Source organism: Micromonospora sp. CPCC 206060, assembly GCF_036906895.1.
Lineage (GTDB): Bacteria > Actinomycetota > Actinomycetes > Mycobacteriales > Micromonosporaceae > Micromonospora.
This window is the reverse complement of the sequence record NZ_JBAKHU010000298.1, coordinates 1-533: the sequence shown is the minus strand read 5'-3', so window position 1 is coordinate 533 and position 533 is coordinate 1. Positions and strand designations below refer to the sequence as shown.

The 533-nt window shown below is 67.2% G+C and carries 1 protein-coding gene; it reads right to left on the bottom strand.

Annotated elements, in window-relative coordinates:
• On the bottom strand, positions 1–409 hold a 409-nt coding region (locus tag V6U90_RS33835), incomplete at its 3' end, for a transposase (RefSeq protein WP_334445280.1).
• Between the last annotated feature and the right edge of the window lie 124 nt (positions 410–533).

Genomic DNA, 533 nt, shown 5'->3' with positions numbered 1-533 from the left:
CGGTGATGGTGGAGATGGTCTGCTTCGACACCTCGGTGCCGTACACCTCGGCCAGATGGGCGGCGATCTCCCCGTGCGTCAGCCCTTTGGCCGACAACGACAGCACCAGGTCGTCGACCCCGGACAGGCGACGCTGCCGCTTGCGTACGATCTGCGGCTCGAAGGTTCCCGCCGCGTCCCGTGGGACCCGGACCTCGACCGGTCCGACGTCGGTGAGCACGGTCTTGGTCCGGCTGCCGTTACGGGTGTTCCCGCTGCCCCGACCGGCCGGGTCGTGCTTGTCGTAGCCGACATGGTCGGTGATCTCCCCCTCGAGGGCGGACTCCAGGACCCGCTTCGTGAGCTGCTGCAGCAACCCGCCCTCACCGGTCAGCTTCAACCCGTCCCCACGAGCCCGATCGACCAGCATCGCGATCAACTGCTCATCCGTGACCGCACCCACCGGCTCCACAGCCGGCTCTCCCACGGTGGTCTCGGTCGTCATCTGGCGTCTCTCCCTTGATCGGTCGATCAGCCGTTAGTTGTACACACCC